The sequence below is a fragment of the Fibrobacter sp. UWH4 genome, from assembly GCF_900142475.1.
Taxonomy (GTDB): domain Bacteria; phylum Fibrobacterota; class Fibrobacteria; order Fibrobacterales; family Fibrobacteraceae; genus Fibrobacter.
The window spans coordinates 131,466-154,012 of the sequence record NZ_FRAY01000001.1 but is presented as its reverse complement, the minus strand read 5'-3'; the positions used below and the strand labels follow the sequence as shown (position 1 = coordinate 154,012).

General features: G+C 52.1%; 16 protein-coding genes. 7 read left to right on the top strand and 9 right to left on the bottom strand.

Annotated features, from left to right (window positions below):
• Positions 1 to 5: 5 nt before the first annotated feature.
• Both BUA93_RS00570 and BUA93_RS00565 read left to right on the top strand, forming a co-directional pair.
• A complete protein-coding gene (locus tag BUA93_RS00570) occupies positions 6 to 1,892 on the top strand; it encodes a GDSL-type esterase/lipase family protein (protein ID WP_072976525.1) in 1,887 nt (628 codons plus the stop codon).
• A gap of 95 nt (positions 1,893 to 1,987) precedes the next feature.
• Positions 1,988 to 3,631 carry an SGNH/GDSL hydrolase family protein gene (locus tag BUA93_RS00565; RefSeq protein ID WP_083597061.1) on the top strand — a complete coding sequence of 548 codons (1,644 nt, stop codon included), beginning with the start codon at positions 1,988 to 1,990 and terminating at the stop codon, positions 3,629 to 3,631.
• Positions 3,632 to 3,786: 155 nt separating this feature from the next.
• On the opposite strand, the gene BUA93_RS00560 is transcribed toward BUA93_RS00565, so the two are convergent.
• The 4 genes from BUA93_RS00560 to BUA93_RS00545 form a co-directional block, all read right to left on the bottom strand.
• Positions 3,787 to 6,177: a DUF4859 domain-containing protein gene (locus BUA93_RS00560; RefSeq protein WP_072976523.1), complete on the bottom strand. Its 2,391-nt coding sequence runs from the start codon at positions 6,175 to 6,177 to the stop codon at positions 3,787 to 3,789.
• A gap of 106 nt (positions 6,178 to 6,283) precedes the next feature.
• A complete protein-coding gene (locus tag BUA93_RS00555) occupies positions 6,284 to 7,795 on the bottom strand; it encodes a pectate lyase family protein (RefSeq protein ID WP_072976513.1) in 1,512 nt (503 codons plus the stop codon).
• 15 nt (positions 7,796 to 7,810) lie between these two features.
• A complete protein-coding gene (locus BUA93_RS00550; protein WP_217650980.1) occupies positions 7,811 to 9,196 on the bottom strand; it encodes a right-handed parallel beta-helix repeat-containing protein in 1,386 nt (461 codons plus the stop codon).
• 172 nt (positions 9,197 to 9,368) lie between these two features.
• Positions 9,369 to 11,036, bottom strand: a complete 1,668-nt coding sequence (locus BUA93_RS00545; protein ID WP_072976509.1) for a LamG-like jellyroll fold domain-containing protein — start codon at positions 11,034 to 11,036, stop codon at positions 9,369 to 9,371.
• 144 nt (positions 11,037 to 11,180) lie between these two features.
• Between BUA93_RS00545 and BUA93_RS00540 the strand changes: the two genes are divergently transcribed.
• Positions 11,181 to 12,974: an ATP-dependent nuclease gene (locus BUA93_RS00540; protein ID WP_072977212.1), complete on the top strand. Its 1,794-nt coding sequence runs from the start codon at positions 11,181 to 11,183 to the stop codon at positions 12,972 to 12,974.
• Here the strand turns inward: BUA93_RS00540 and trpS are convergent.
• Genes trpS through BUA93_RS00525 form a run of 3 tightly spaced genes read right to left on the bottom strand, consistent with a single transcriptional unit; the run spans position 12,971 to position 15,623 of the window.
• On the bottom strand, positions 12,971 to 13,972 hold the full coding sequence (trpS, locus tag BUA93_RS00535; RefSeq protein WP_072976507.1) for a tryptophan--tRNA ligase: 1,002 nt from the start codon (positions 13,970 to 13,972) through the stop codon (positions 12,971 to 12,973). The two genes, BUA93_RS00540 and trpS, sit on opposite strands and share 4 nt — an antisense overlap.
• A 12-nt stretch (positions 13,973 to 13,984) precedes the next feature.
• Entirely contained in the window at positions 13,985 to 14,926 is a 942-nt protein-coding gene (locus tag BUA93_RS00530) for a UDP-glucuronic acid decarboxylase family protein (protein ID WP_072976506.1), read from the bottom strand.
• A gap of 31 nt (positions 14,927 to 14,957) precedes the next feature.
• The gene (locus tag BUA93_RS00525; RefSeq protein WP_175547340.1) at positions 14,958 to 15,623 is read right to left on the bottom strand and encodes a GGDEF domain-containing protein; all 666 of its coding nucleotides are present in this window, start codon (positions 15,621 to 15,623) and stop codon (positions 14,958 to 14,960) included.
• 21 nt (positions 15,624 to 15,644) lie between these two features.
• Here BUA93_RS00525 and BUA93_RS16090 point away from each other — a divergent pair, with 21 nt between their 5' ends.
• Positions 15,645 to 15,929, top strand: coding sequence for a hypothetical protein (locus tag BUA93_RS16090; protein WP_175547339.1), 285 nt, complete (start codon positions 15,645 to 15,647; stop codon positions 15,927 to 15,929).
• Positions 15,930 to 16,008: 79 nt separating this feature from the next.
• Here the strand turns inward: BUA93_RS16090 and BUA93_RS00520 are convergent, their stop codons facing one another.
• Positions 16,009 to 16,860 carry a type III pantothenate kinase gene (locus tag BUA93_RS00520; protein ID WP_072976502.1) on the bottom strand — a complete coding sequence of 284 codons (852 nt, stop codon included), beginning with the start codon at positions 16,858 to 16,860 and terminating at the stop codon, positions 16,009 to 16,011.
• Positions 16,861 to 16,970: 110 nt separating this feature from the next.
• On the opposite strand from BUA93_RS00520, the gene BUA93_RS00515 reads away from it, so the two are divergent.
• Entirely contained in the window at positions 16,971 to 17,876 is a 906-nt protein-coding gene (locus tag BUA93_RS00515; RefSeq protein WP_072977210.1) for a DMT family transporter, read from the top strand.
• Positions 17,877 to 17,881: 5 nt separating this feature from the next.
• On the opposite strand, the gene BUA93_RS00510 is transcribed toward BUA93_RS00515, so the two are convergent.
• Entirely contained in the window at positions 17,882 to 19,408 is a 1,527-nt protein-coding gene (locus tag BUA93_RS00510) for a Na+/H+ antiporter NhaC family protein (RefSeq protein ID WP_072976500.1), read from the bottom strand.
• 182 nt (positions 19,409 to 19,590) lie between these two features.
• Between BUA93_RS00510 and BUA93_RS00505 the strand changes: the two genes are divergently transcribed.
• Both BUA93_RS00505 and argF read left to right on the top strand, forming a co-directional pair.
• Positions 19,591 to 21,171, top strand: coding sequence for a glucuronyl esterase domain-containing protein (locus BUA93_RS00505; protein ID WP_072976498.1), 1,581 nt, complete (start codon positions 19,591 to 19,593; stop codon positions 21,169 to 21,171).
• 371 nt (positions 21,172 to 21,542) lie between these two features.
• Positions 21,543 to 22,502, top strand: a complete 960-nt coding sequence (argF, locus tag BUA93_RS00500) for an ornithine carbamoyltransferase (protein ID WP_072976497.1) — start codon at positions 21,543 to 21,545, stop codon at positions 22,500 to 22,502.
• Positions 22,503 to 22,547 lie beyond the last annotated feature (45 nt).

The following is a 22,547-nucleotide window of genomic DNA, read 5'->3' as shown; positions in this document are numbered from 1 at the left end:
CCAGCATGAAGAACTTTTTCAAATACGCCATCGTGGCCGGCCTGTTTACAAGCCTTGCCGTGAGCGACAGCACATCCTTCACCATCCATGTCATCGGCGATTCTACGGTCTGCAACTACAAGGACTCCGCATACCCGCAAAAAGGCTGGGGTCAGGTACTGAACAACTTCTTTGACGCTTCCCGCGTGAAGGTAAACAACGTGGCTATTGGCGGGCGCAGTTCCAAGAGTTTCATCGTTGACGGGCGTCTAAAAAGCCTCGAGCCCAACATCCAGAAAGGGGATTTCGTATTCGTGCAGTTCGGGCATAACGACCGCACCGCAAACAAGCCGGAACGCTACGTTCCCCAGGATTCCTTCCCGTATTACATGAAGCAGTACATCACGACGGCGCAAAAGCGCGGGGCAACCCCGGTGTTGGTTTCAACCGTCACCATGAGCGGTTCGCGCAACGTATTTTCTACCGGAAGCAACAACTACGATTCCCGCGGCATGATGCTAAAACTTGCGAAGGATTACAAGATTCCCTTCGTAGACTTGAACATGAAATCCTACAATACCTATAACAATACATACAAAGGAAAGATGGATTCGTATGTCAAGAAATTCCTTTATATGCAACTGGATGCAGGACTTTACCCCAACTACCCCAACGGCAGTAACGACGGGAATACGCACTTCCAAGAAATGGGCTCCATGGGCCACGGCACCATGATTGCAGAAGAACTGGAAAGGGGCGTAAACGACACCTTCCTTTCGCCCGAATCAAAGGCAGAACTCACAAAGCTCGTTTCGGCGTTACGCCCCCGCTACAAGGTGACCGTAAAGGCGAACATCGCGACAAAGGGCGCCATCACGCAGGACCAGAGTTTCCCGGGAGGTTCCCCCATGACCCTTCGGGTGGCACCCGCAAGCGGCGAGACCTTTGAATACTGGGCAGACGAGAACTGCAAGAAAATTTCGTCCAACAAGCTCTACTACGGTTTCAAGACGCCCAACCACAATACGACCTACACCGCCATGTTCAAGGGCGGCGCCGCCTGTGTCGCAAGCTCAACTACCGAAAACGAAAGTTCCAGCTCTGTAATGCCCGCTTCTTCCAGTTCCGAAATCCCGCAATCCAGTTCCGCCATCGTAGAATGCTCCAACCTCAAGGGAATCAAGGCTTGGCCGTCTCCCATCGATATGGCGAACCCGGACAAGGGTGACGGCACCACCGACACGAATCACGAGGGCTACGTGGGCAAGGGATTCTTCAACTTGACCAACGACATTTCCAGCACGGCTACATACAAACTTACATCCGACAGATCAGCCACCAACGCACGGGTTATGGTGCGCTACGCTTTTGACGGAACCGAAAACCGCGACATGAAAATCAAGATCGATGCAGTCACCTACGATATAAAGCTCCCGCCTACCGGCGGCTGGGATATCTGGGACACCGCCTACGTGGACGACGTTTGGCTCGACGCCGTGGATTTCGACATGGTCCTCTATTCCACGACAAATAACGGAGGCCCCAATGTAGACATGGTTTCCTTTACCAACGAGGCCGTACACCGGGTCGGCTGTCCCGTCGCCGAAGTACTCAAGGACTCTAGCGGCACGCAGGATTCCGAAACGGGCACCACCATCGCCGTATCCATGCAAAAGAACCAAACGGCTTTCGACCCCCGGAACCTCACCCTCCGTTCCGCCGGCGGCTTGGCACACATACAAATCATGAATGCGCTCGGCAAGACGGTTGTTGACGAGACCCGCATGGTTTCGGCCGGCAGCACAGCACTCCTGCAGGGAGGCGCCCGACTTTCGGCCGGTCGCTACTACCTGCGCGTAGAACTCGACGGGAAAATCGCCATTTTGGCGCATTTTGCGGTATCGGGGGAATGAATTTACAAAAAAAAATAAATTTTTTCTTGCTTTTCTAAAAATTTTATAGTACATTTTGTAGTACAAGCGCAAACGAGTGTAAAAGGGATGGTTTTATGGAACAGCAAAAACAATTAGCAGGAATAGACACTGCGATCAAGGCAGCAACGATTCTCACGGCGGTCGCAGTCCTCGGGGCGTTCGCATGGGCAGACGCCGCCGAAAACTACAAGTTCGACTTTGGCGAGGGCCCGGTTGCCGCGGGCTACACGCAGGTCAAGGCCAACACCAAGTACAGCGACTCGCAGGGTTTCGGTTTCGAAAGCGGGACGGTTTCTTCGGTAGACCGTCTGTGGGACGACGACCTCACCACGGATTTCTTGACGGCGAAGGGCGACATGGTTTTCTCGGTAGCGCTCCCGCAAGGCAATTACGAGGTGACGTTCATTCTCGGTGACGGCGAAAACGAAAGCGAAACCACCGTATGGGCCGAAAACCGCAAGCTCATGCTCGACCGCATCACCCTCGCCGGCGGCGTGTTCAGCAGGCAGACCGTTTCGCTCAGGCGCATGGAAACAAGAAGCATGGACGGCTCGGTGACCATGAGCATCAAGGACCGCGAAAAGGATTACCGCACCTGGGACAAGAAGCTCACCTTCGTCATCAGCGGCAAGGCGCCCGCCGTCGCAGGAATCGAAATCAAGCGTAACGACAACGTGACCACGCTTTGGCTCTGCGGAAACTCCACCGTGGTCGACCAGATTATGGCACCGTGGGCGGGCTGGGGCCAGATGGCCCCGGGATTTTTCAAATCCAGCCTTGCCATCGCGAACTACGCCGAATCGGGCCTTACCGCCAGCGGATTCTACAGCATGAAGCGCCTCGCCAAGATTCTCTCCGAAGTCAAGAAGGGCGACTTCGTGACCGTGCAGTTCGCGCATAACGACCAGAAGAATCAAAACGACGTGAACAACTACGAAACTACCCTCACCAAGTACGCAAACGAAATCAAGGCGAAGGGCGCCATTCCGCTGTTCGTGACATCCACCGCAAGGCAGAACGAGACCGACCCGAAAACAGCCGTAGGCGGGCTTCCCGAACGCATGCGCGCCCTCGGGAAAAAACTCGGAGTTACCGTGCTCGACCTGAACCAGCACAGCATCACGCTCGGCAAGGCCCTCGGTGGCAACAAGGAAAAAATGTACATGTACACCGCGAGCGACAAGACGCACTTCTGCGAATACGGCGCCTACGAACTCGCCCGCGCGAATATCGAAGAAATCAAGGCGAAGGTGCCCGAACTCGCCAAGCACCTGCGCGACGACCACGAGGCATTCGATTCCAGCAAGCCCGACCCGCTCGACGTCCTCACACGGGCAAAGACGCCCATCACCGATGGAGGCTTGATTCAGGTAGAGCCGGAGTCCTCATCAAGTGCAGAAATCGCCATGCCGCAGTCTTCCTGCTCGGCAGAAAGTGCATCTTCAGGAGCAGAAGAAACTGAAGGCATCACCATCGTCGAATCCATGACTCCGCACAACGCCATCAGCGGACGAATCGACGGTAGCACACTCCATCTTGAGGGCATCGACGGCGGCGCGCACGACATCAGCATCTTCGACTTGCAGGGCCACCGCATCGCTGAATTCCGCGCCACGCAGGGGAACGAACTCCACATCACCCTGCGGCAAGGCGCCTACCTCGTCAAGGTCTCGCAAGGCAACAGGCCCCTCGGGATTTTCAAGGCCGTAAGGCGTTAACTCTCTCAAAACAACACACCTCCAACAAAAGCTCCCAAGCCGAAAGTCACGGGCAAATAATTTGCCCTTGACCGAGGCACAGAGCTTTGCATTGACCTCGTCAATGCAAAAGCACCCCGGCATTCGCCGGGGTGCCTTTGTTTGGTATCATCGATTTATCGGAAAATGTTTATCGATTTTGCTTCGCGGTAGCTGCCGGTCGTCACCTTCACGATATAGGTCGCCATAGGCAAGCCCCTCATGTCAAATGCAAACGTATGCGCACCTGCATTCTGCAGCCCCACCACCTCCTGGGCAACCAGGGCTCCAAATCCCGTAAACAGGCTGATTTTTACATTGTCGCGCTGCGGAAGCGTGTAGCGAACCTCGATCTGTCCGCGACGAAGCGCAAGGTCAACATGAGTCGAAAGTCCTTCGAGTCCACACATCAACGCCGTTGTCGCCTCGCCACTCCCCTTTTCGTTGGTGATAGTCACGTTTACCTTGAACAGCACCGATTTTCCGTTGTGCGAAAGGCCCTGCGTAAAGCTGTACTTTTCGCCGTCCTTCACGCGGTTCGGATAATGTCCGACAGCAAGCGTCCCCTTCGACAAGTCGGCTTCGCTGAACACGTAGGCGGACTCGCCCCATTCCACCACCTTGCCGTCTTTACCGAACCAGTGTCCCGGAGCGGTGGCGGTGCTGTTGGTCACCACGTTGCCGTCGCTTTCCTGGGCAAAGAAGGTCGCCCGGGAAAGAGTCGCCGCAGTAAGTCCAAGCTTTTGTGCGATTTCATTTACATCAAATTTTGCCGCAACCGTCGCATAGTTGTCGTCAATCGGAAGCGTCACTGAGATAGAATATGTCGTGGCACCGTCCAAGACAATCTTTTCGGAGTTGCTGGCCACCACACTGCTGGAGCTTGCGGGAGCGACAGAGCTGCTCGAAGCTACAGAGCTACTGGACGCAACCGGAACCTCGCCGATTTCGGGCCACTCGTAATCCAGCTTAAAGTCGTTGTAGTACTTGATGTTTGCAGCCCCAGCGCCACTTACGCCCGTTTCCAGTTTCAACTTATAATCGTAATGCAACTTGCGAATTCCCGTGTTGCCAGTGTACTGGTAATCGGTATTCACGATCACCGCGAAAACCATCTGCGCACCGTTTGTCGAAGAAGGCGTCTTGTCCAGGCGAAGCGTTGCAGAGCCCTCGCCCGTAATGGGCTCGCTGTACACAGGCGTACCGTCGGTTGCGCGGTAGCACAGCAAGAAATTCATGTTCTTGTTATTGGAGTTGGCACCGTTCGGGTTGAAGCTCACGGTTACTTCCTTTGCTCCGTTTTGCACCTTCAGCGGAACCACGTTCGAGCCAGACCAACCCGGAGTTGTTTCCTGATTCGGTACAAGGTAACCGTTGCTTTCCGTTACCGTCTGGTAAGGCGTCATGGTCCAGGTGTAGCTCTTCCTGTTGTTGTCCCACATGTCCTGTTCCCAGTAGGTGTCGCTTCCGAAATGCTGATTCAGCAAATTCTTGATTTCGCCGGACCATTTTTTCATGTCAAGCATCGCAAGCCTTGCGCGGAATTCGGTAATGAGCCTGCGCACGCCCGCATCGCCAAGGCCCTTGTCGAGGCCGTAGGTTTCGAGCAGGTACTTGGTCTTGCCATAAGCATTTCCGTAAATCCAGCGCACCGCACCCGTTCCAATCCATGTGCCGATAAACGTCGGGAAGATGTTGCTGTACTGCGAGCCGCCCAGCAGGTAACGCTGATTCTTACCAGTCACGCCTCCGTCATCGGCACCGCCGCCGGGGCCACCGAAAGTACCGTCGATGAGCCAGCCCGAATAGCATTCGATCGGCATGAACGGCGCAATGACCGTCGCCGCATTCAAAAATCCCATACCGCTGTAAACACCATCGCGGTGACTGAACATATCCTGCTGAATCCAGGTGTTACCCGCTTCCTGGAACCAGTGCGCATCCTTTGCGCCGGGGTAACCGTTCGTCATCGAGTGGATACCCTCGTGAATCATCGCATCCATCTGCGCTACACGATCGTGGTAAGGGCAACTCGTGTTAAAACTGTAGAGCGGATAGAACGAAGCCGCCACCGCCGTGTAGCCCGCCACCCAAGTCTGCCAACCACCCGTGGTATCGTCCTTCGCACCACCGGCACACGTACCCGAGCCATAGTAATAAACGGCGCTGTACTGGCCTTCTTGCGCCTGGGCATCCGGCGCCCATCCCATCTCATTGTACAGGTACTCGAAATCGGTATCGTACTTCTTGAGGATCGAATCAATTGTCACGTCGGTAATGCGGTTGTCGCGATCCTTGCCCCAATAAAACGCCCACCATTTACCGGCCTTCTTTCCGGTAACGCCCGAACAATTGTTATTGAACTTGGTCGGTGGCTGGATATCGCCCAGATTCGACTTCGTGTCGTAATCCAGGTCGCTGCGGTAGCCGGGCCACGTGTAGGCATCACCCGACGCCGCGTATGAGTGAACACCTAGGGCAGCCGACAAAACGGCGCCCGGAATCAATCCCAAACAACTTTTTTGCATAACACACTCCAACTTTTATGCGAAAATAAAAATACTCCCTAGCTGGCCAAGGAGTATTGAAATTTTTATTTACGCGTTGTCTAAGGACAACGATTGCTCCACTACCTTAAAGACGAGAGCATTTTCTTCGGGACTGGAATATTAATGTTTGGTGAAGCCCTCGTACAATGTAGTGGCCTTGCGGGAGGCTAGACTTCAATTGTTCCCATTCGCTGTAAAAGCCCTGCTTGATCAGTTTTCCTGTCAAGGAGAAAATTTGCACCTTGGTCATAGGCGAAATGGTGAACTCGACATCGGTTGCAATCAACCGCGTTGTGTTTTCGGAGCTACTTGAAGAACTCGTAACGCTACTAGAACTTACTTCGGCGACAGAACTTGAGCTAACAATCACCGGGTCGATTTTCGTTCCTTTTTCATATTCGCTGATATCAATTTTACCAATGCCAGAATAATTTGTCACCAAGCCCTTCACATCGCCTACGGGATCTGCACTATAGCTGTAGACGCTCTTGGGATTGAAAGTTCCCTTAGGGATTTCCGTATCGTAAGTGACCCATGCGGTATCCTTGGAAGTAAGCGAAGTACCGGGATTTACGGAAATCTTCATTTTTTTGCTGTTACAGCCACTACTCTGGAAGTTGGCGCAGCCTTCGTAATAGTTTCCAACAATGGTAGCCACGCCATCATCGCCAGCGAAAATCGCCTTGCTGAGGCCCGCATAGTGATTATTTTCAAAGTAGTCGTCAGAACCATAGCGAACATTCGGGCCGTTGCCTGTTCCCTGACCAAGAACATAGTTGTTATAAAGGTGAATTTTAGTATGGCGCATCATGGGAGTACGCGCATCCAGGTCCTTATAAAAGTTATGGTGGATAGTTATTTCATGACGAAGACTATCTCCGTTGCTATTGCCAATGAGGCTTCCCTTATGATGGTTGTGGAAATAATTCCAGCTAAAAGTCGCATTGTAAATGTTGTTCTTGGCATCCAACAGACCATCGTAGCGGTCCTTGTTGCTGGTGTAGGCATTATAGAATTCGCAGTGATCGATCCAAATGTTATGGCTTCCCTGCTTATTCTTGTCAGCCCAGTTAGTGGCAGCAGAGTCCGCAGAAATCGCGATGCAATCCGGGTCATTGAGGACAACTTCTGCCCCATTACGGAAAGCGATCACCTTGTTTTCGTCGGTCTTGCTAATGGGAACATCGCTCATGGTGAACTTGATGTTACGAATGATGATGTTATGTTTATTCTGAATCATCAGGCCCACTCGATTAAGGAACGCCGATTCGCCTTTACCGATGATCGTCTTGTTATTGCCGACCAAGACCAATTCGCCATAAGTCGTTGCCGTACCCGAAGAGGCCACATGGCCATTTTCATCGATAAACGTCTTGATACCGGTATTGATTTCACCCTTCACGATAATGACGTAAGGAGTTTCCAAATCTTCGGCGTACTGCTTAAATTCTGCAAAGTTGGAGACTTCCACAACCTTGCCCCCGTTACCGCCGGTAGTGCCCCCTTCCAAAGTGGCATACCCCACCATATCGAAGTTAGGGGTAGCCGCAAAGAGCCCCACATTCATCAAGAGAATTGCCAAATATTTTGCTTTCATTTTTCCACCTCTTTATTAAAACCAACTGACGCTCCAACGGAAAGGTTCCGCGGATTTTACCGAACGCCCCAATGCATTGAACCTCGGAGCATCTTTACGCCTGTCAGCAGGGGCCACCCTGCGGCGAATAACAGTCGTTGTAGCACTGCTAGAAGACACTTCCGAAGAACTGGATTCTGCTGCAATTTCGCCATATTCGTAAGGTCCAAGATCCGGTGCCGAGCCAACATAATCAAAGCCAATTTCCGTCCCCTTGTCAATCAAGACGCTCCCTTTTTTCAGGCGGAACAACTTTGTGTACGGGAGCAGTCCATCCGCATTTCGGGCAATCGTCGCAAGGCTCGTGTCCAACGACTCAAAGTCATCGTCACTCACAGCCACCGAAATGCTCCAGGAATTCGTTTTCTGTTCGCTAGACGAACCAAAAGAGTCGGCATTTTTGCCCTTATAAGAGATATTGTTCCGCAGGTGATGCTTTTGCCCCGCATTCAGCGCCCCACCCATTCCATAATTGGCGGCACCACTACTTCCGTTGCGGTAAGCAAGGCTCTGTTCCACCGTAATGCCACCCGTATTGTTGTTCTGGTCAAAGCCCTTTACCGGATTGTCAAACGCAATACAACGCGTGCAACGGTGATTCGCTTGGGCTTTATTGCCGCCCATCTTAAAGCCATTGCCGTTTCCATCAAAGAGCTCGGCCGCATAGCCAAAAACATTGACCCCATTCCGGAACGCCCAGGAATCATAGACAATGACACTGTCGGGTGAATCAAAAAAGTCGAAACCGTCGTCGGAATTTTCCCAAGCACGGCAGTTGATGAACACATTTCCTGCTCCCTGAGTCTGCTTGCTCGCAAAGCCGTCAGCCATGCCGCCCTTTTTCTTGGGGTCATAATTACGGTACGCATCTACGTTGACCACCAGCGTATGATTCCCGCCCTTGTTAATTTCCAAACCGGAATTGCGGTTTTCGAAAAACGACATGTTGTAGAACTTGTTGTACGACCCTGTCACATAGGCTCCCTGGTATCCCGCACGGGTAATGGCGAGACCGTGAAGTTCGTAATAACTGCCGGTCATGCTCAGCCCCACGCCCTTGTCGACATAGGTGAGTTCCGGGAACTGGAAGTCTATCACGGCAGTCGCATGGCCCGCCGCATAGAACACAATGGGCTTGTCCGCCATTCCTGACTTTGAAAGTGTAATCGTATTCGCCTGACCCTCTGTATAGGGCACCTGGTATGTTCCCGCTTCAAAAAAGACGGTATCTCCGGCGGAGGCCTTAGTCATGGCCGAAATAAAATCGTCGCCAGGCTTTACATGGGTATTCCCGGCAAGCGCCAAAACGGCAAAAGCTGCCGTCAAAATTTCCACCAAGCGGATATTCTTCAAATAATTCATCCCAAGTACATCCTTTGATATTCCGACAAACATTCATTCCTGTTCTCAAAAATGTTCTCAAAATATCAAAACAGAATATAAGTTATTCTTTTCGTAAAGTCAATAGATACAGCGATTTTTTTGCAAAAATGTTCTCATTTTTACAAAAAAAATAATTATTTATGGATTACGCCTAGCGGGCCGAAAGGGCTGGCCAATAATTTTCGGGACGCTGGTTCAGGTAGGTAAGGCGCGTCCAGTCGTCATCGCGGTAACAGCTGCCGAGCATAAGTTCGTCAATCGTACCGGTAAAGCCGCCGACTTCAAAGTCTGCGACATCACGAACGCCCGTCCAGGCGATTTGTTCCGGCTCCGTTTCTATCTTACGGTCGTTCACGTAGAAATTGGACTGCGATATCGTATGGCGGCTAAAGGCGACATACACCCACTCGCCCGCCTTAATACCTGACGTTCCCGACGCCCAGGCGTATTTTATAGAATCGGAACTTGAATCGGGGACCCAGAGGTCCACGACAAAGCCAATCTCTGGAACATAGCGCAATGCATATTCCTTGGACTTCTTGAAAATGGCCTGCTCCGATTCAAGATTATCGAGCTTTACCCACACCGAGAAGCAGAAATAATCGCTTCCGTCATAATTCAAGTTCACCTTGCGCGAGGAATCAGCTGCACTCGAATTCTCGGCAACAACAACATCGCCTTCTTCAAGCTTTGCACCCTTGCCCACAACACCGTCGGCAGCCACGGCCCCTGTCGGCAGACCTTCGAAGTAGCCCTTTTCCGCTCCATCGCCTACAGGTTCAAGGCCGCTATCGTAATGCCACACCAGAGAATAGCTGCGGTTCGTGGGGAACACATCCTTTGCGTACGCAGGGTCCATGGTGTTGTCAAAATGGATTTCCAACGAATCAAAAACATTCAGCGAATCGACACTCACCCAGAACACGGCTTCCTTGGCAGAAGCGTCAAAGTAGGTTTGCGCAATAGGGAGTTTCTTGCTGCGGTTTCCATCCTGCGAAATGCGCACGGCCTCCCAACGGCCGTTCATCACATCCGCAGAATCAAAAGCAATTTCCGTCAAGCGGATGGCCAGCGGAAAATCGCTCACGACGACACCGAGAGAATCGATTCCTTCGGGGAGTGCGAGCGGAGCTTTCAATGTGTACGTCACCGAATCGCCCCAAACAGTCGTTTCTTCAGGCTTTACGGAAACATCCTTAAATTCAAACGGATCCATGCCATCCATGTAAACAACAATTTCAAAAGTATCAGCAGGGAGGCTATCGACCACGATTTTCCCGCTCTGCACAGAAACCTTTCTGCGAATCGTCGTCCCGATGACAATGGCCTCACCGCTTTGGTTTTCGCGGAATTCACCCGATACGAGAAGTTTGACCGTACCCGGACCTTGCAACGTGTCGTTTACGGTAAGCGGTTCATCTTGTTCGGCACTCAGATTCTGCACAAGAAGCATCTGGCCCGATTCCTGATGGAATGCCTCGAGAGTGAAGTTTCCCGACGGGATGGAATCAAACTCGTAGTTGCCGTTTTCATCCGTTTCGGTTTCGAACGCAGAGGGTAGAACCTGTTCAGCCTCGCTTGCAGCAATGATGTTGTAGTCGCCCGGCACGCACTGCACCCGCGCATGCACAGCCGGCTTGCCGCCGTCCAACATCAAGATACCCGCGAGTTCCGGGGAACCCGTCTCAGCGCTATTGCCGGCGGTAGTGTCATGAGAAGAACACGCTGTTAAACAAAATGCCGAAATAACACCCGCCAAGCCAACGGCGGATACACAAAGCCAAGCAGGCCGCGCAACACGGCATTTCCATACACTCATCACCACTAATATAAATATAGATTTGCAAAAACGAATCCAAAATAGTGCAAAAAATTACCCGTTGTTTCCGGACAACGCCCAAAAAAAGCAAAAAAACGGCATTTTTTGTGTTCCCACCCGTCACTTTTTATATACATTCAGGGTATGCAGCCCCAAGCACTGAGACTATCCGAGATTACAATTTCAAATCTGCGTTCTATCCAGAGGCAGACGTTTCCGCTCAGTAGCTTCACGGCCCTTATCGGTTACAACAACGCCGGCAAGACAAACATTTTGATGGGCATTCGCTGGCTATTGTCCAATTTTTCGTTCGACATTTCGTACTTTGACGACCCGAACCGCCCCGTAGAAGTCATCGGCGTCTTTGACGGTATTTCGGAGCAGGTGCTCGGCCGCTTGGGCGAAGAGCGCGCCGCCGCGGTGCGCCCCTACTTGCAGAATACACCACAAGGGCCAGGCCGACTGCGCGTCAAGAAGGTGCAGCGCATTCCCGGCGAAAATCCGGAAGGAATCGAAGTACTGGTCTTTGTGCCGAGCAACCACCGCAAAGGCGACAAGCGCGAATGGGTCAGGCCCAGCGAAGAATTCAAGAAGGCCTACCACCGCATGTTCCCCGAATCGATCGCCATTTGGGACTTCGAAGGGAATCAGGCCTTCACCAAGCTTCTGCATGAAATTTTCAAGCCGCTCGAGCGCCGTTTCGGAAGCGAAATCAACACGCTCCTGAACAAGTTCTGCGACCTGCTCTCGCCCGACAGCGAAAACCGCGCCGCCGAAATCGGCGCATTCGATCGCGAGGTCAACGAAAAGCTTTCGCCGCTGTTCCCGAGCGTAAAAGTGGAGCTCGACATTCCCATGCCGACCCTAGAAACCTTCCTCAAGAAGGCTAGCCTCAAGGTCATCGACGAAGACGACGGTTTTGAGCGCGACATCAGCCGCATGGGCGAAGGGAGCAAGCGCGCCATCCAAATGGCATTGGTGCGTTACCTCGCCGACGTGAAAAAGCACCACCACAACCATTACCTGAGCCGCACGCTGCTACTCATCGATTCCCCGGAACTTTACCTGCACCCGCAGGCAGTGGAACTTGTGCGCGTAGCACTCAAGAATCTTTCAAACGAAGGCTACCAGGTGGTATTTGCCACCCACAGCGCCCAGATGGTCACCAGCGAAGATGTCAGCACTTCGCTCCTCATCCGCAAGAACAAGGCCCGTGGAACCTTTATGCGCAAGCGAATGGAAGACGCCGTGCACCAGGTGGTGCAAGACGCACCGAGCCAGTTACAGATGCTATTCAGCCTTAGCAACAGTAACGAACTTCTGTTCGCCGATTACGTGCTGCTCACCGAAGGCAAGACCGAATGGCGCGTGCTCCCCGCACTTTTCGAACGCATTACCGGGCAATCCTTCGCCCTCATTAAATGTGCACTAGTTCGCCAGGGCGGCGTGAGCAATACCCGCAAGAGTATGCAAGTTCTCGATGCCATGGATATGCCCGTGCGCGCGATTGTTGACCTAGATTACGCCTTCACCACTGCCACCCGCGACGGATTTTTGGAAGCAAACGACCCCGACATCCGGTACTGCCGCGACCTGTTCCGCGAGCTCGCCTTCCACAATCACCTGCGCCTAGTGAACGGACTCCCTGTAAACAAGCACAGCAACATCAGCGCCTCCACCGCCTACGCCATGATGGCCGAAATGGAAGAAGCGCAACAACCCATCCGCAGCATTCACGCGAAGCTCCGCAGCCAAGGAATCTGGGTATGGACAAAAGGCGCCATCGAAGAACATCTAGGTCTCGAAGCCAAGAATGAACAGGCCTGGAGCAAGTTCATCGAACGCAGCAAGTCACCGAACTTTATAAAAACACTCCCCGACTACGCAAGTATCGAGGAGCTGTGTAATTGGATTATTGAAGGCAGCCACGGGAACTAGTATGTTCCCAAAAGGGCACGGACTTTTTCCATCATCGCCTTAGATTTTACTCTAGCTTTTTCTTTACCGTAGGCAAGGATCTTGTCAATTTCTTCGGTGTGGTTCAGCAAGTAGAAGTACTTTTCGCGGGCAGCACCCAGGTGTTCTTCGAGAACGTTCTGGAGTTCCTGCTTGGCATGTCCCCAGCCCATGCCACCGGCGCGGTAGCGGGCAGCGAGCGCTTCGGTCTGTTCCGGCGTAGCAAACAGCTTGTACAGTTTGAACACGTTGCAGGTGTCCGGATCCTTGGGTTCTTCGATCCCCTGGGAGTTCGTCACGATCTTGCCAATCTTCTTTTTGAGAGCCTTGCTTTCCAGGAAGATGTCAATGACGTTGTCGTAGGACTTGCTCATCTTGCGACCGTCGAGGCCCGGGATGATACCCGTCGTTTCCTGGAACACCGGTTCAGGAATCGTGAACACGTCTTCGCCAAAATGCTTGTTGAACTTGATGGCGATATCGCGAGCAAATTCCACATGCTGCTTCTGGTCCTTGCCCACGGGCACGATGTCAGCGCTGAACATCAAAATGTCGGCGTCCATGAGGCACGGGTAGCAATAGAGGCCCATGTTCACGTTGGCATCCGGATCTTCGCCAGCGGCTTCGTTCTTCGCGACCTTGTCCTTGTAGGCGTGAGCGCGGTTCATGAAGCCCTTCGGCGTAAAGCAGCTAAGCGCCCAGCTGAGTTCAAAAATCTCAGGAATGTCGCTCTGCTTGTAGAACAGGCCTTCTTCCGGGTTCAGGCCAAGGGCAAGCCAGGTCGCCGCAATCTTGTAGATATTCGCACGCATTTCGGCACCGTTCTGCACGGTAGTGAGAGCGTGGTAGTCCGCAATGAAGTAGACCGTATCGTAGGTCTTCGAAAGTTCAAGAGCGGGGCGGATTGCACCGAGATAGTTACCCAGGTGAGGTGTACCGGTGGGCTTGATGCCCGTGAGAGAAATTTTTTTCGTGGCCATAGAATTGAAGGGTTAATGATTAGAATCTTTTAACAGTTTGTCGAAATACACAATCGTCTTTTCGAGGCCCTGGCGCAAGGGAATCGTCGGTTCCCAACCGAGGGCGGACTTTGCAAGATCAATGTTGGGGCGGCGCATCTTCGGGTCGTCACCGGGCAGCGGCTTGTACACAATCTTGCTCTTGGAACCTGTAAGGTCAAGCACTTCCTTCGCGAGTTCAAGCATCGTGAATTCGCCGGGGTTTCCGATATTCACCGGTCCAATAATCTTGTCCTGGTTCATCATGCGGACAAAACCTTCGATGAGGTCGTCCACGTAGCAGAAACTGCGCGTCTGGCTGCCGTCACCGTAAATGGTGATGTCTTCGCCCTTGAGCGCCTGCACAATGAAGTTGCTTACCACGCGGCCGTCGTTCATGAGCATACGCGGTCCGTAGGTGTTAAAAATTCGCACGATGCGGATATCCACATTGTTCTGGCGATGGTAATCCATGAACAAGGTCTCGGCGACACGCTTGCCTTCATCATAGCAGCTGCGAAAGCCGATGGGGTTTACGTTTCCCCAATAGTCTTCAGTCTGCGGGTGCACCGCCGGATCGCCATAGACTTCGCTGGTGGAAGCCTGCAAGATGCGAGCCTTCACACGCTTTGCCATACCGAGCATATTGATGGCACCCATCACGCTCGTCTTGATGGTCTTTACCGGATTGAATTGGTAATGGATGGGGCTTGCGGGGCATGCCAAGTTAAAGATGCGGTCCACTTCCAAAAGAATCGGCTCCGTCACGTCATGGCGAATGAGCTCGAAATTCCGGTTATCGCGCAGGTGGGCAACATTCACCATACGGCCCGTAAAGTAGTTGTCGAGGCAAATGACTTCGTGACCGTCGTTCAACAGACGTTCGCACAAGTGACTCCCTAAAAATCCAGCCCCACCAGTAACTAAACAGCGCATATTAAGCTCCAATTATTCGAGCATAATATAGCTATTTAACAATCTGGTTCTTACCGTGTTTCTTGCCCCAATACAGTTTTTCGTCTGCCTGACGGAGGTATTCCTCGTAGTCAGCAATACTTTCGCCCGTGCAAAGGCCAATAGTCGCCGTAATAGCAACCCGAGTTCCCTTGTGATAAATTTCCTGTTCCGAAAGCTTCGTCCGGAACGTTTCCAAGACCTCCAATGCGCGGGAATTTTCCACCTGAGGCAGATAAAGCACAAATTCTTCGCCACCCCAGCGAACCGCCACAGCATCCTGGGGAAGGCAAGCCTCAATGCACTTGCTTACCGCCGCCAAGACTCTATCGCCGGTTTCATGGCCATAAGTGTCATTAATTTTCTTGAAGTCATCCACATCCAGCATCGCGACAGAGAAAGACGTTTCCTTCTCGTCCTTGCTACGCTTCATGATGCTTTCAAAGAACCGACGGTTATAAAGGCCCGTCAGCATATCATGATTGCTGCTGTAATCCAGTTTTTCGCGAGTAGTTCTCAGCTCCACCAAATAAAGGTTGGTTAAATAGAACAGCGTGAACAACGTAATGATCAAGTTCATGACTTTCACAAAAGAGCTGTGAAGCAGTACCAAATCCATCAGTTCCGGGTAAAGGGAATAATTAAAAACGGAAATCAAGCTAATTGCAACCGCAAGCATAGCTCCAATAAGCTGATATATGTGTTTTTTCCTGTTGGAATAAGGCAGCATAAAGAAAATTACCGCCACCATGCCAATGACAAAAGTCAAGGTACCAAAATAGCCGCCAGAAATCAATTCCGTCATAGCGGAGAAAAAAATGATTTCGAAGTAGGCGAAGGAAATTCTGAGATTTTCGTTCTTAAAAAACGTCAAGAAAATAACGTATATCGCAGAACTGGCGGCATTCAGGACCACCAACGGGAAAAGCCCAAACTTCCAAAACAGGAACACATTAAAAACGTGAACGCACAGACACATAATTAAGAAAATTACGGTCCTATGCTCCGAGAGCGTTTCAAGAAATTTTTTCGGCATTTATTTTCCCCTTCTTACTTGAGAAATATTATTCTTCCTCGGTGTCCCGCGCCTCTTCGCCGTAAGCAGTCGCCGCAGTTCCGTTCAAGGCGACCAGACGAATCCCTCGCAGCGTCAAGAACGGATCATACTTGTCAATCAAGGACGTCCTGCGAGCAATCGTTTTTCCCCAACCACCGGTCGCATACACAGGCATATCGTCGCAGGCCATTTCTTTCTTGATTTTGCCAATCAGAAATTCCAACTGGGCAAGGAATCCGTACAGAAGACCTGCGCGGATAGCGTCATCGGTATTGTCTGCCACCACAGCCTCGGGCCATTCAATCGTCACGGGCAAAAGGCGCGCGGCCTTTTCCGTCAAGGCATCCAGGCTCGCGTTAATGCCGGGAATAATCACGCCACCTGCAAAGGCGCCATCCTTCATGACGTCGAAAGTGGTAGCGGTCCCCATATCCACGACAATCGCATTCTTGAACCCCGCATCGCGCATGGCAATCACATTGCACAAGCGGTCGGCACCGGCCATCGACGGGTTCTGGTAATTAATCTGCAAGCCCATGCAGTTCTTGGAATTCACCACCTGCACGCGTTTTTTCAGCAAGGAATCCAGAGCCTTGATCCAGGGGCGTTCCAAAGCGGGCACCACGGTAGAAAGTCCCACATGGGTAATCTCCTCGGATTTGATCTTGGAAAACCTCAAGAGGCCCCCCACCTTGTTCATCACTTCGTCAGAGGTGGTTTCTTTGCGGGTGGTCAGGCGCCAATAATCAACCACCTTGGTATCCTTGAAAATGCCAATCACCGTGTGGGAGTTGCCCACGTCGACCACAAAAAAAATCGTATTCACCGTATCAACCGTCTTTTTCAAGTCCTTTTTCACATCAACAATAATAGAAAAAGATGTTTTTTTTCAAGATTCCTTGATTTGCAATGTTCAATATTTTTTCAAAAAAGGGTTCTTTCCATTTCCATTTTCTATATATAGCCTACATGGCAAGTTTCGGCTACAGTCTTTTACTGGTATTGACGGCGTTCATCTGGGGATCGGGCTTTGTCGCCCAGATTGAAGGGAACGCCTTCGGGCCGTTTGCCTTTTCGTGCATCCGTTGCTTTATCGCGGCAGGGTTCCTTGCCTTGGTTTTTAAGGTTCTCGATGTATTCGGCAAGAGTCCACGCAGGCCGTGCTCCCCCGCCGAAACCAAGCTTCTTTGGAAAGCAGGATTCTTTTACGGGCTCGCCCTTTGCACCGCCATGAACCTGCAACAGCTCGGAATGTTCCTCGGCACCTCCGCCGGCAAGTCCGGATTCCTGACAGCCTGCTACATAATACTCGTGCCGGTCGTGAGACTCGTTCTCGGGCACCGCATTTCGCCTAAGACATGGATTTGCGTCGCGATTACCACCGTCGGGCTTTACCTGCTCTGCATCAAGGACGGTTTCTCTTTGGAACTTTCGGATGGCGTTTCGTTACTTTGTGCGCTAGCCTTCTCATTCCACATTTTGGTCATCGACAAGTTCGCGAACCAGGTCGATCCGATTCGCGTTTCAGCGATACAATTCTTGACCATCGGCGTACTGACTGCACCGTTGATGATCATTTTTGACCTCAAGTTTCCAGAAATGGACTTCAGTACGGTCGCTAGCGCGTTTATCAATCCGCGGGCCGTCGCAGGGTTATGCTTTGCCGCCTTCTTTTCGAGCGGCATCGCCTATACGCTACAGATTGTCGCACAGGACAAGGTGAACCCCACCATTGCCTCGCTCACGATGAGTCTCGAATCGGTATTCGCCGTACTTGCGGGCTGGGCCATTTTAGGGGAACAGCTTTCGGCCCGCGAAATCTGCGGCTGTGCCATCATGATGTTCGCTATCGTCGCCGCGCAGATTAAGCGATAGCCGACTTATTTTTTGCAGGCAACCGACTGCCGCTTTTTAACAAGCAGCAACCCACCCACAACCAATACGACACCTACCAAGAGCGAAAGCAAGGCACTACGGGTAACGCCTGCGACAATGTAACTTACAAAACTGATGGCCGCAACACTCAAGGCATACGGCAACTGGGTATTCACGTGATTCACATGGTTACACTCGGCACCGGCACTTGCCATAATCGTGGTATCCGAAATGGGCGAAATATGGTCGCCGCACACAGCCCCCGCCATACAGGCAGAAATGGAGATAATCGTCAAATTCGGATCGATGCTGGAGAATGCCGCCACCACGATCGGAATCAGAATGCCGAACGTTCCCCACGAAGTACCTGTCGCAAAAGCAAGGCCGATACCAATCAAGAAAATAATCGCCGGCATAAAATTCATCAATCCCACAGCACTTCCCGAAACGAGTCCCGCCACAAAGTCTTTCGCGCCAAGCGTATCGGTAACACCCTTCAGGCTCCAAGCCAAAACAAGGATTATGATAGCCGGAACCATCGCCTTGAAACCTTCGGGCAAGCTTTCTAAGCACCTGCGAAGTTTCAAGACTCGACGACCCAAATACCAAATCACGGTTACGATAAAGGCCGCAAAGCTCCCCAGCACAAGACCAACAGAGGCATCGCTACTGCCAAAGGCATCGACAAAGCCCTTATGCGCTTCGCCACTAGCAAAGAATCCGCCCGTATAAATCAAGCCGATTACGCAGAACAATATCAGCATCACAATCGGGAATACCAAATCTAGTACAGTTCCGCGGGTATGTTCAATATTCAGTTTTTCCATCTTCGCATCAATCATTTCGGCCGCAGATTCATACTTTTTCATCGGGCCAAAATCCACCTTCAAAAGTACCAAGGCAAACAGTGCCACAATCGTGAGCAGCGCATAAAAATTAAACGGTATCGCCTTCACGAAAAGGCCTAATCCATCTTCTCCTTCAACAAATCCCGTGACAGCAGCCGCCCAGGAACTCACCGGAGCGATAATGCAAATAGGAGCAGCCGTTGCATCAATCAAGTAGGCGAGTTTTTCGTGACTGAGCTTAAACTTATCTGTAACCGGACGCATCACGCTACCCACCGTAAGACAGTTAAAGTAGTCGTCCACAAAAATCAGCACGCCAAGGATAATCGTCGCCAGTTGCGCTCCAACTCTGGACTTAATATGCAATTTCGCCCAGTTTCCAAACGCAGCTGCAGCCCCCGACTTGTTCATCAGGGCAACCATCGCACCCAGCATCACCAAGAAGAAAAGAATTCCCACATTCCACGGATCGGACACCTGCTTAACCATACCGTTCTTGAAAACCGCATCCAGGAATTCCGGGAAACTCCCCTGACTAATAAAAAGTCCGCCAATCAAGACTCCGACAAACAGAGACGAATAGGCTTCCTTGGTAATAAGCGCAAGGACAATCGCGACAACAGAGGGCACCAACGCCCAGAAAGTCCCATGAAAATAAGAAACCGTTTCAACAGCAGTTTGCATCGTTAATCATCCCGTTTGAATACCAAAATTATAGCAACTTATATCGCATTCACGGCTGGTGTTGTTAAGGCAAACAACGGAAAACACTTTACATAGTGCACTCTTTGCATATTTTGAATTTATTTTATTTGTACATGGGAATGTAGAATTCACTATGTTCGCATGGGGTTGGATTATTTATTATGAAAAAATTTACGTTTCTCTTGCCGGTGGCAATAGCCGCTGGATTTTGGGCCTGTGGCGATGAAAATAGCACCGCCTCAGAATGTGTAACTGAACAGTGCCTTATTGAAAAATATGGCCAATACAACGCCGATTCGGCCAATGCGGCAAATCAGCAGAACCCCAACGGGGACTCGATTCCGGGCCTCCTGGATCCGAACAACCCGCTTGATCCAAACACCCCCGTCGATCCCAATAACCCGCAGGATCCGAACCTGCCCGTAGACCCCAACGAGCCGCAGATTCCAAACGAACCGGCTTCTTCAAGCGACACCGGTATACCGCAGCCTGAATCCTCGGACGCCGCTCCGATCGTAGGATCTTCGAGCAGCCACCACCATCATTGGGGCAGCAGTTCTTCCGTCAGCATAATCCCCGTGGTATCCAGTTCGAGCGAAAAAGAAGTCGTTCCGCCGACACCCGGCAACGACTTCAAGGAACACTTCCGTGACGAATGTCCCGTCACAAGCATTCCGAAAATCGGAAGCAACCCGAAGCTTCCCGATCCGTTTACCGCCTTCGACGGTTCCAAGGTGACCACAAAGGCTCAGTGGAAATGCCGCCGCGAAGAAATTTCGGCTCTTCTCGAAGAAGTTGAACTTGGCGAAAAACCGCGCAACCCGGAAAAAGTCGAAGGAAGCTATTCCGGCGGTTCGCTCAAGGTCACCGTTACAGACAAGGGAAAAACCATCAGCTTCAGCGTCAAGATTTCCGGAGCAGGCACCAAGGATAATCCGAAGCCCGCCATTATCGGGTTCAGCGGCGGAAGCCTAGACTATTCCGGCCTGAATATCGCGACGATTTCGTTCAATCCCGATGACGTCGCCCCGGAAGCGACCCGCGGCAAGGGACGGTTCTACGACATTTACGGAAGCAACCATAGCGCAGGTGCGATGATTGCATGGGCCTGGGGCGTAAGCCGTGTCATCGACGCCCTCGAAAAGACACCCGAAGCGGGCATCGATGTTCACCACCTGGGTGTTACCGGATGTTCTCGCCTTGGCAAGGGTGCCGCCGTGGCAGGTGCCTTCGACGCACGAATCGCGCTCGTCATTCCGCAGGAATCCGGCTCCGGCGGAGCTTCCAACTGGCGTAGCGCCGCCAAGGACAGCGAAGCCCAGCCGCTCAGCCACGCCTGTCAGGAAGCCGCCTGGTTCCGCTCCTCGCTCTGTAACTACGGCAACAGAATCAACGACCTGCCCACAGACCACCATTACCTGACCGGCATGGTCGCCCCGCGCGCGCTCCTGGTCCTCGACAACACCGGCTGGGTATGGCTCGGCGAAGGCGCCAGCTACGCAAACGCCATGTCCACCGTCGAGATCTTCAAGGCCCTCGGGGCCGAGAAGGACTTCACCTACAGTAAGGCGGCAAACCACATGCACTGCAGCTTCCCTCCCGAGAACAAGGACGAGCTCACCGCCTTCGTGAAAAAATACCTGTTCGATGACAAAACTCAAAACACGGGTAAGATTGAAGCGAAGGGTGTTAGCTACAACGCGGCCGACTGGGTTGACTGGACAACGCCCACTTTGAATTAAACCATCCTATAAAAAAAGGACAAACACCCAGACCCCCGGCGCAAGTCGGGGGTTTTTGCTTACTTTTTTGAATATTTTTATCTGTTTTGGGGGCATTTTGCCCTTGACAAAGCCCCTAAAATTTTCTCTATTTGCGCATACAATTTTTAGTTTAACCCTTAACGGAGAAACAACATGCCTTGCGGAAAGAAAAGAAAGCGCAGGAAGATTGCGACTCACAAGCGTAAGAAGCGCCGTCGTCGTGACCGTCACAAAAAGAAACTTCGCTAATATCCGTTAGCATTCTATTGTGATTTCCTGTTAAAGACGGAGTGTAAAAGCTCCGTTTTTTACTTTTTTTGTTTTTATAGGGCTTGCCCAAAGGATAGAAGATGATTGATCGCAACAAGCACTTCCTCCGCCTCATGGACTGGAGCGAAGAAAAAATCCTCGAAACCGTAGATATCGCCTCCCGCCTCAAGGCCGAGGTTCACGCCGGCAAGGTGTCCGACCGTCTGCACGGCCAGAACATCGCCATGTTCTTCGAGAAACCGTCGTTGCGCACAATTACCACCTTCCAGGTGGGCATGAACCAGCTCGGCGGCCATGCCGTGCTGCTCGCCCCGGATTCCATTGGCCTTGGCAAGCGCGAAAGCGTCAAGGACGTCGCCCGCTGCCTCAGCCGCTGGGTGAACGCCATCGTGGTCCGCTGCTTCAAGCAGGACCTGGTGGAACAGCTCGCCGAATACGGTAGCGTGCCGGTCGTGAACGCCCTCACCGACGACTACCACCCGTGCCAGGCAATCGCCTTCGCCCAGATGATCAAGGAAAACCTCGGCGGCTTCAAGAACGCCGACGGTAAGCCGAAGACGGTCGCCTTCATCGGTGACGGCAACAATGTGGCAAACTCGTTCCTCGCCCTCGCCTCCAAGGTGGGCATGAACTTCACGCTCGCCTGCCCGAAGGGCTTCGAACAGCCCGCCAAGGTGGTCGAAGAAGCGGAGGCCGGCCTCAAGAAGCACGGCTGCCAGTACCGCGTATTCCACGACCCGAAGGAAGCCGTCAAAGACGCCGACATTCTCTATAGCGACGTGTGGGTCTCTATGGGTCAGGAAGGCGAAAAGGCCTCCAAGCAGAGCCACTTCTTGCCGTTCCAGATTAACGACGAACTCCTGAAGCTCGCTCCGGCTCACTGCAAGGTTTCTCACTGCCTCCCCGCACACCGCGGCGAAGAAATCACGGACTCCGTGATGGACAACCTCGACGTGAACATGAGTTTTGAAGAAGCCGAAAACCGTCTGCACGCTCACAAAGCCGTATTATGGCAAGTGATGCCTCCGTTCGCTAAATAAGCGGATTTCTCAGAAAAAAATTTAAGCTCGGCGGTGCCGAGCTTT